Source organism: Ferruginibacter sp., assembly GCF_031430955.1.
GTDB lineage: Bacteria > Bacteroidota > Bacteroidia > Chitinophagales > Chitinophagaceae > Ferruginibacter.
On sequence record NZ_JANPCM010000439.1, the window covers coordinates 1 to 7296 of the forward strand.

A 7296-nucleotide genomic window follows, 5' to 3' on the forward strand; every position below is an offset into this window, starting at 1 on the left:
ATACGGTGGCGCAATACATGCGGCGCCATTTCTACAATATCTTCCGGCGTAACAAAATCCCTTCCTTTAATTGCAGCATTGGCTTTGGCCGATTTTAAAATTGCCAGCGATGCCCTTGGTGATGCACCGAGATACAAAGCAGGATTGTTACGGGTTTCGTTTACAATTCGGGCAATAAATTCTATCAGCTTGGGTTCAACAATTACCGATTGTATCTGGCTGCGGAAATGCTGAATATCTGCCGGTGATAAAATCTTTTTTACATCCTCCAGCATCTGGCTTTGCGATTTACCCTGCTGGTTAGTTAATATATTTATTTCTTCGGCAAGCGATGGATACTTCACTTCTATTTTAAAAAGAAAACGGTCTAACTGTGCTTCGGGCAAACGGTAAGTACCTTCCTGCTCAATAGGATTTTGTGTTGCCAAAACAATAAACGGCATACGCATCATGTGTGTATAACCATCAACGGTAACCTGGCGCTCTTCCATTACTTCAAACAATGCGGCCTGGGTTTTTGCAGGTGCCCTGTTAATTTCATCAATTAAAATAATGTTGCTGAAGATGGGCCCCGATTTAAAACGGAACTCTCCTTCCTTGGGATTAAATACTGATGTACCCACCACATCACTCGGCATTAAATCGGGTGTAAACTGCAAACGTGAAAAATCAACGTCAATAATTTTTGCAATTAGTTTTGCGGTTAAGGTTTTTGCAACGCCGGGTACACCTTCAATTAATATATGACCGTCGCAAAGCAAACCAATCATCAGCAGGTCAACCATTTTATACTGGCCTACTATTACCCGGCTTATTTCGTTTCGTATTTCATATACGGCTTTGTTAAGGCCACCCAAATCGATACGTTGCTGAAAAAGATTTTCTTCCATTATTTTTTAATTACTGTTTTTTATAAAAATTTTGTATTTGTTCGTTTAAAGATAATAATTGATAGTCATCTACAGCTTCATTAGTTTGTGCATGATGAATTGTCCTGTACAAAGCTTCTACTTTTTCTCTTGCTACGCCGCTTTTTCTGCTGAGTGTGGTAATAAAATCGGCATTGATATTACTGGTGTTTAAAAAATAATTATTCCTTACATACTCATTAAAGTAAGTACTCATTTTTTCTGCAATGTTTTTATTGTCTTTTTTCTGCAGGTATAAGCGGCCAATGGTTTCGGTAAAAGTTACCGTAGTGTTTTCATTAGATTTTCTTTTTTCTATAATACGCTCTCTGCGTTTTATACCAAATAAAATGTACAGCAAAAGCGATAGTAAACTTAACCAGAAAGCTGCAGCCAGTGGCGGGTGTTTCATTATTTCACTTAGAGAAGAAAAACTTTTATTATCATTACCGCTATTTCTTTTTGACCGGAGTTTTAAATAATAATCATCCCAATACAAATGATCGGGGTTATTTGCCGTGTAGGAAAAAGCATTTTCCATATAGCGGTAATTTTCATTTTTCAATAAAAAATAATTGCTGAAAGCTTTAGGGTCGCAATGCAAAAATAATTTTCCTTTGCCGTGAAAAAACACAATGTAGTTGGGCTTTTTATTTTCGTTTACACCCAGCACTTTTGTAAATACACTATCATAATTATAAAACGAATTTTTATAAGGGTGATAGTAATAAGAAAAAGAAGAATCGCTGAATTGGGTGTTGGTATTACGTATGGAATCGAAAAAATTATAGTATGGAGGAATGGGTTTATAATCTTCTTTACATTTAATTTCTTTCAGCAATGCATCATCAATATAATTGGCTGCAATAAAAAGAGTATTGCCTGCATACACATAATTCATCATTGCTTTTACTTCTTCATCATTAACATATAATGCCGGCGCCAGGCAAACGTATAAAGAAGCAGTATCAGAAATTTCGTTCCAGGTTTTAGTAAATGCCTGCTTTTTATTTCGGATGGTATTTCGGCTGAACATGTTTTCCACTTGACCGTAGGCAATGTATGTACCAAAAGGTCTTTTATCCACTTTTGAAAATGTTTCAGTTAATGATGGCAGCTTTTTTTGGCTCTGGTCGTTACATGATGTAATTGATACTGCAAGCAGTATCAATAAAAAGATATGTAAGTATATTTTGTTCAATTTAATAATTACAGTTTACTGTTAAATTGTGAAAAGCCGGTTTCTAAACGGCGGTAAATATTTTCTTCAATAGCAAACTCACCGTACCACACATACTCGTAATTTAAAGTAAGTGCTGCAAAATCGTTTTGATAATTTTTATTGGTTATTTCTCTTACATAATTGTTATTGGTTTTATCGGCAGCCAGCGCTATTAAATTTTTGGCGGCAAGCTTGTGCAATGTTTGTAAATACTGGTAACGTACTGCAAGCCTGTAATTGCCGCTTTGCAAAGCCAGGCGTATCAAGCTTTCAAAATCACTTTCGCTGGTTATTACTTCTTCTTCAACTTGCGGGGATGTATTTTTTAATGAAGTAGTTTTTTTACGAAAAGCACCTTCGGTTAAAAATAATTTATAAAGAATAAAAATTACAAAAAATGCCGCCATCATCCACAAAAAAATCTGCAGCCCACTTGATGACAAAAACATTTCTAACGCACTTGGGCCAGATGGGGCCGTATAAGTTTTTTCTTCTTTTTTACCTTTTTCTTTTTCTGCTTTTAGTAAACTATCTAAATGTTTTACATAGGCAAAGGCTTTTAAATTTCTCCATGCTTCAACCGTATCGGGAGAAATGGTAAGCCGGTTGTAATATATTGTGGTGTCTACAAATAATGTATCAGCCACTTGCTCCACAACGGTTACAGTTTTTTCATCAGACGCATTGTCATAAGAATCTTCTGATTGATTTAAAGTAGAATCTTCATAAACATATTTTTTATCCTGTGCTTGTGGCACGGCATAAAAAAAGATGGTACAAATTGATATGAAAATAATTTTACGCATTGTCTTGCTTCAACCGGTTGATGATACCATCGGGTTGAATATAATAACCTTTTTTATGTAAACGGATGGGGAGTATAATAAAATACCAAACAATAAAAGATAATGAAGCGGCTAATATAGTAACGCTTGCCCAAACCGGTAAGCCGGGGTTGGATTCTTTATCAAATGTCTGGCTCATTAAATGGGTAACATAACTTTCAAAAAAAGCAGCTAAAATAAAAATGGGTATTAAACATATCAGCACTTTTGCTGCATCTTTTATGCCGTTTTTAAAAGAATTCATTCTTGAATAAGTGCCCGGAAACAAAATGCCGCTGGCTAAAATAAACCCTGCGGTAGAAGCAATTACGATAGCAGAAATTTCTAATGTGCCGTGTATCCAAATTACCATAACCGATTTTATGCCCAGGCCTTTAGAAAAAAACATGTATTGAAAACAGCCTAACATAATTCCATTTTGCCACATTATCCAAACCGTTAAAATGCCTAATGTAAAACCAAAAATAAAACTAAGAAAAGCCACTCTTATATTATTAAACCCTATTCGTACAAACATAGAAAAAGGATTATCATCTTTATATACGCCAAAGGGATCGCCTTTTGCAATGTTCTCTTCTGTCATGTTTACATATTTATCCCCTAAAACCCCTCTAACAAATTCTTCGTTGTACATCGATGAAAAAACGCCTATTGCTGTAAAGAGTAAAAAAATAAATGTGGTGAACAAAAATATGCGATGGTATTTTTTGAACAGCAGCGGCAACTCAAATTTCCAGAATTGAAAAATACGGCTGTATTTTTCTTTTTTATTTTGATAAATACTTTGGTATATACCGGCAGCTATTCCGTTTATCCACCGGGTAACTTTACTTTTTGGATAAAATGTTTTGGCATAAGAGAGGTCGTCGATAAGTGTAATAAAACGTTCGGCCGTTTCATCAGGGTTATCGGTGGGTGAATGCTGGTACTCCTTCCATTTATCCGCATTCTTTTTAATAAACATTGCTTCTCTCATTCCTTAAAATTAACCCCTATCCCATTAAGAGGGAACAGCGATTTTTAAATTAAAAATTATAATTTATTCAATCTGTATAAAAATTAAAAAGACAATATACCTTTAAATCAACTTTTTTCAACCTACAAGTTGAAGAATTTTTTATAAATAAAAAAATTGATGTTTAAGCCCATCTGTTAAAAGCAATTTGTATTTTGCATACACATGTCCATAATTCAAGTAAATACAGCATTTAATATAGATCTGGAGTTTGATGTAGCCGAATTTCATAAACGGCTGCTGGCTTATATTATTGACTATATTTTAATGGTAATTTATATGTGGAGTATGAAATCGCTCATGTATTACGGTTTCCGGCTCGACTTTGAAACCAATATGGGAATGGATATTTTACTCATCTCTCTTCCCTTACTTTTATACTCCTTACTTACCGAGCTGTGGATGAATGGCCAAACCATTGGAAAAAAAATAATGGGCATACGTGTTATAAGCCTTGAGGGTGGCGAGCCAACTTTTGGCCAGTACATTTTAAGGTGGATAACCAAATTTTTTGAATGGCCTTTTTTATTTGGTTATATTTTTTACTCTTCCGGAGCACTGTTTGCCTATACATTTTTTACGGGCCTTTTAGGAATTGCGGTAGTTATTATAATTGCAGTTACTCCAAAAAATCAACGCCTTGGCGATTTGGCAGCTGGTACTGTTGTGGTTAATACCAAAACAAACCTTACTATTGATGACACTATTTTTAAAGAGATAAACACTAACGATTATAAAGTAACCTTCCCCACTGTAATGCGGCTCAGCGACAGGGATATAAACACCATTAAAGGAGTAGTAACACAAGCGGGCAAAAATGGGAATTATGAAATGTGTAACCGTGTTGCCATGAAAGTAAAAGATGTTTTAAAGATACAAACTGATTTATACCCGGATCAGTTTTTGGAAAAATTGTTGGAAGATTATAATTATCTGGCAACAAGAGAATGAAAATTGAATAATGCTTTATTGAATAATTATTGTTGGGTTATTTTTTAACCGAATCACTCCATCACTTCCACTCTTTCAATAATTTTTTTCCTGTTTCTTTAATATTAGGGTCATCTTCAGTATGATTGGGGATTTTCATCATTTCTGCAAGTAATACCTTTGCTTTATCTTTTTGATTGTTCCGGTGATAGGCCTTTGCCAGCTCTAAATAATTTAAAATAAAACCGGGAGTTAAGGCTTTAACTTTTTCAAAAGCAGTAATACCGGTTTTTAACGACGATGCAGGAAAACCACCGTAAAAAACTTTAACTGCAGATCTTTCCACAAAATTTAAGTTACTTATTTCATAATGCCATCGGCCCAGTACATGCCATGCTAAAAAATTATTAGGATCACTTTTTAATGCAGCTTCCACATATTTTTTTAAATCTTTTGCAGATGCTACTTTTTCTTTACCCGATTTAGTCATGGTGCTGCGGCCCAGCATTATGGCCATTGATGTGTTGGCTTCTGAGCTGGTGGAGTCTATTTTTAAAGCCGTTTGTGCATAAATTTTAGCCGCTGCATAATAATCATCCCGGAGTTTTGTATTTGTTTGCCGCTGAGCTATACGGCTGCAGAGCTCACTGCTTTTGCTTAACGCATGTATATGAGTAGGCTTAATTTTTAATGCTTCTTTAAATTTTATCAGTGCCGCATTTTCGTCGGGCAAATTTTCCAGTCGTTCGGCTTCTTTAACAATAGCATTAATATCCTGCGCTGCAGGTTTCAAAAAAGTAAGGATAGAAATAATAAATAATAAAAACAATTTCATTCTAAAAATCTTTTTTATAACTGACACCCACATTACCTTCAAAAGCTGCTATGGGTGGGTGTATTTTTTTTATACTGATATGGATTGAGGTAATTCTGTTATCTGCTTTATAAATCAATTGTGCCAAATCCTGTGCCACAGTTTCTAAAAGATGAGTTGGTACATTCATACGCTGCTTAATGATATCATAAATTTTTACATAATCGATTGTTTGATGTAACCTGTTTACCAAACCATTTTCTTCAAAAGTTACATCTGCATTAACATCATATTCTTTGCCTAAAATTTTTTCTTCTTCATGCAAACCATGAAAAGAAAAGAATTTTAAATTATGAAGATGTATGGTGAACATTAATGAATAATGAAAAATGAATAATTAATAATTTTTCAAGTTGAAAAATTTTGGATAATTGAAAAACGTTAACTGATTAAAAACATTATACATTATTAATTAACCAATTATCCATTATCATAATCCTTTCTCACTCAAATATCTTTCTGCATCCAGTGCTGCCATACAACCACTGCCTGCAGCGGTTACTGCCTGCCTGTAAATTTTATCCTGCACATCGCCGCTTGCAAACACCCCTTCTATATTTGTTTTAGAAGTACCGGGTATAGTTTTTAAATATCCTGCATCGTCCATATCTAAGAAACCTTTAAAAATATCGCTGTTGGGCTGATGGCCAATGGCAACAAAAAATGCACTCACCGGAATTTCCTGCTTCTCTCCTGTCTGATTATTTTTTATTCGTACTGCTTCTACTTTTTTATCTCCTAAAATTTCATCAGTTTCGCTATGCCAGTACATTTTTATGTTAGGTGTTTTTATAACCCTTTCCTGCATTACTTTACTTGCCCTCATTTCTCCCTTGCGCACAATCATGTGTACTACCGAACAAATTTTAGAAAGATATAAAGCTTCTTCTGCTGCTGTATCGCCAGCACCAACAATCGCCACTTCTTTTCCTTTAAAGAAAAATCCATCACACACTGCACAGGCACTAACGCCGTATCCATTTAACCGCTGTTCGCTTTCCAGTCCCAGCCATTTGGCACTTGCACCGGTTGATATAATTACTGAATCGGCTTCAATCCATTTCTCTTCATCTACTTCCACTTTAAAAGGATGTACATTAAAATCAACTTTTGTTGCTAAGCCATAACGAATATCTGCGCCCATTCGCTTTGCCTGGTTTTCAAAATGTACCATCATATCAGGCCCCTGAATACCATCAGGATAACCCGGATAATTTTCTACTTCTGTTGTAATAGTTAACTGTCCACCAGGCTGAATGCCCTGATATAAAACCGGGTTTAATCCTGCTCTTGATGCATAAATAGCGGCAGTATATCCTGCCGGCCCCGATCCAATAATTAAACAATGTACTTTTTCTGTATCCATAAATTTTATTAAATGCTAATCCACGAATTTACAGGATTATTTTATTGTGCTATATTCTTTCCAAAAAAAATAAGGATGGCTATTTTTTGAGCCTGATAATAATGTACGGTTATTTTGCAATGAGCGTTTTGTACCA

8 protein-coding genes are annotated in these 7296 nt (G+C 35.0%); 1 reads left to right on the forward strand and 7 read right to left on the reverse strand.

Annotated features, from left to right (window positions below; genetic code table 11):
- From ACY65O_RS12165 to ACY65O_RS12180, 4 genes are all read right to left on the reverse strand, one after another.
- Nucleotides 1–890, reverse strand: an 890-nt coding sequence (locus tag ACY65O_RS12165; protein ID WP_462221125.1) for an AAA family ATPase, incomplete at its 3' end; no start/stop codon positions are given.
- A 10-nt stretch (nt 891–900) separates the two neighbouring features.
- Entirely contained in the window at nt 901–2109 is a 1209-nt protein-coding gene (locus ACY65O_RS12170) for a DUF4350 domain-containing protein (RefSeq protein WP_462221126.1), read from the reverse strand.
- Between the two features lie 8 nt (nt 2110–2117).
- Nucleotides 2118–2936, reverse strand: coding sequence for a hypothetical protein (locus ACY65O_RS12175; protein ID WP_462221127.1), 819 nt, complete (start codon nt 2934–2936; stop codon nt 2118–2120).
- A complete protein-coding gene (locus tag ACY65O_RS12180; protein WP_462221128.1) occupies nt 2929–3951 on the reverse strand; it encodes a stage II sporulation protein M in 1023 nt (340 codons plus the stop codon). The genes ACY65O_RS12175 and ACY65O_RS12180 overlap by 8 nt, the downstream gene beginning before the upstream one ends.
- Before the next feature lie 204 nt (nt 3952–4155).
- Between ACY65O_RS12180 and ACY65O_RS12185 the strand changes: the two genes are divergently transcribed.
- Nucleotides 4156–4941 carry an RDD family protein gene (locus ACY65O_RS12185; protein WP_462221129.1) on the forward strand — a complete coding sequence of 262 codons (786 nt, stop codon included), beginning with the start codon at nt 4156–4158 and terminating at the stop codon, nt 4939–4941.
- A 61-nt stretch (nt 4942–5002) separates the two neighbouring features.
- Here the strand turns inward: ACY65O_RS12185 and ACY65O_RS12190 are convergent, their stop codons facing one another.
- From ACY65O_RS12190 to trxB, 3 genes are all read right to left on the reverse strand, one after another.
- Nucleotides 5003–5755: a tetratricopeptide repeat protein gene (locus ACY65O_RS12190; protein WP_462221130.1), complete on the reverse strand. Its 753-nt coding sequence runs from the start codon at nt 5753–5755 to the stop codon at nt 5003–5005.
- Between the two features lies 1 nt (nt 5756).
- Entirely contained in the window at nt 5757–6107 is a 351-nt protein-coding gene (locus ACY65O_RS12195; RefSeq protein WP_462221131.1) for a dihydroneopterin aldolase, read from the reverse strand.
- 117 nt (nt 6108–6224) lie between these two features.
- Nucleotides 6225–7160 (reverse strand): thioredoxin-disulfide reductase, encoded by a 936-nt coding sequence (gene trxB, locus ACY65O_RS12200; protein ID WP_462221132.1) that lies wholly within the window; start codon nt 7158–7160, stop codon nt 6225–6227.
- Between the last annotated feature and the right edge of the window lie 136 nt (nt 7161–7296).

What these genes read in the sequence shown, in the direction of transcription:
- ACY65O_RS12175 (WP_462221127.1), bottom strand. Translation starts at nt 2,936, where the DNA reads ATGCGTAAAATTATTTTCATATCAATTTGTACCATCTTTTTTTATGCC.
- ACY65O_RS12180 (WP_462221128.1), bottom strand. Translation starts at nt 3,951, where the DNA reads ATGAGAGAAGCAATGTTTATTAAAAAGAATGCGGATAAATGGAAGGAG.
- ACY65O_RS12185 (WP_462221129.1), top strand. Translation starts at nt 4,156, where the DNA reads ATGTCCATAATTCAAGTAAATACAGCATTTAATATAGATCTGGAGTTT.
- ACY65O_RS12190 (WP_462221130.1), bottom strand. Translation starts at nt 5,755, where the DNA reads ATGAAATTGTTTTTATTATTTATTATTTCTATCCTTACTTTTTTGAAA.
- ACY65O_RS12195 (WP_462221131.1), bottom strand. Translation starts at nt 6,107, where the DNA reads ATGTTCACCATACATCTTCATAATTTAAAATTCTTTTCTTTTCATGGT.
- trxB (WP_462221132.1), bottom strand. Translation starts at nt 7,160, where the DNA reads ATGGATACAGAAAAAGTACATTGTTTAATTATTGGATCGGGGCCGGCA.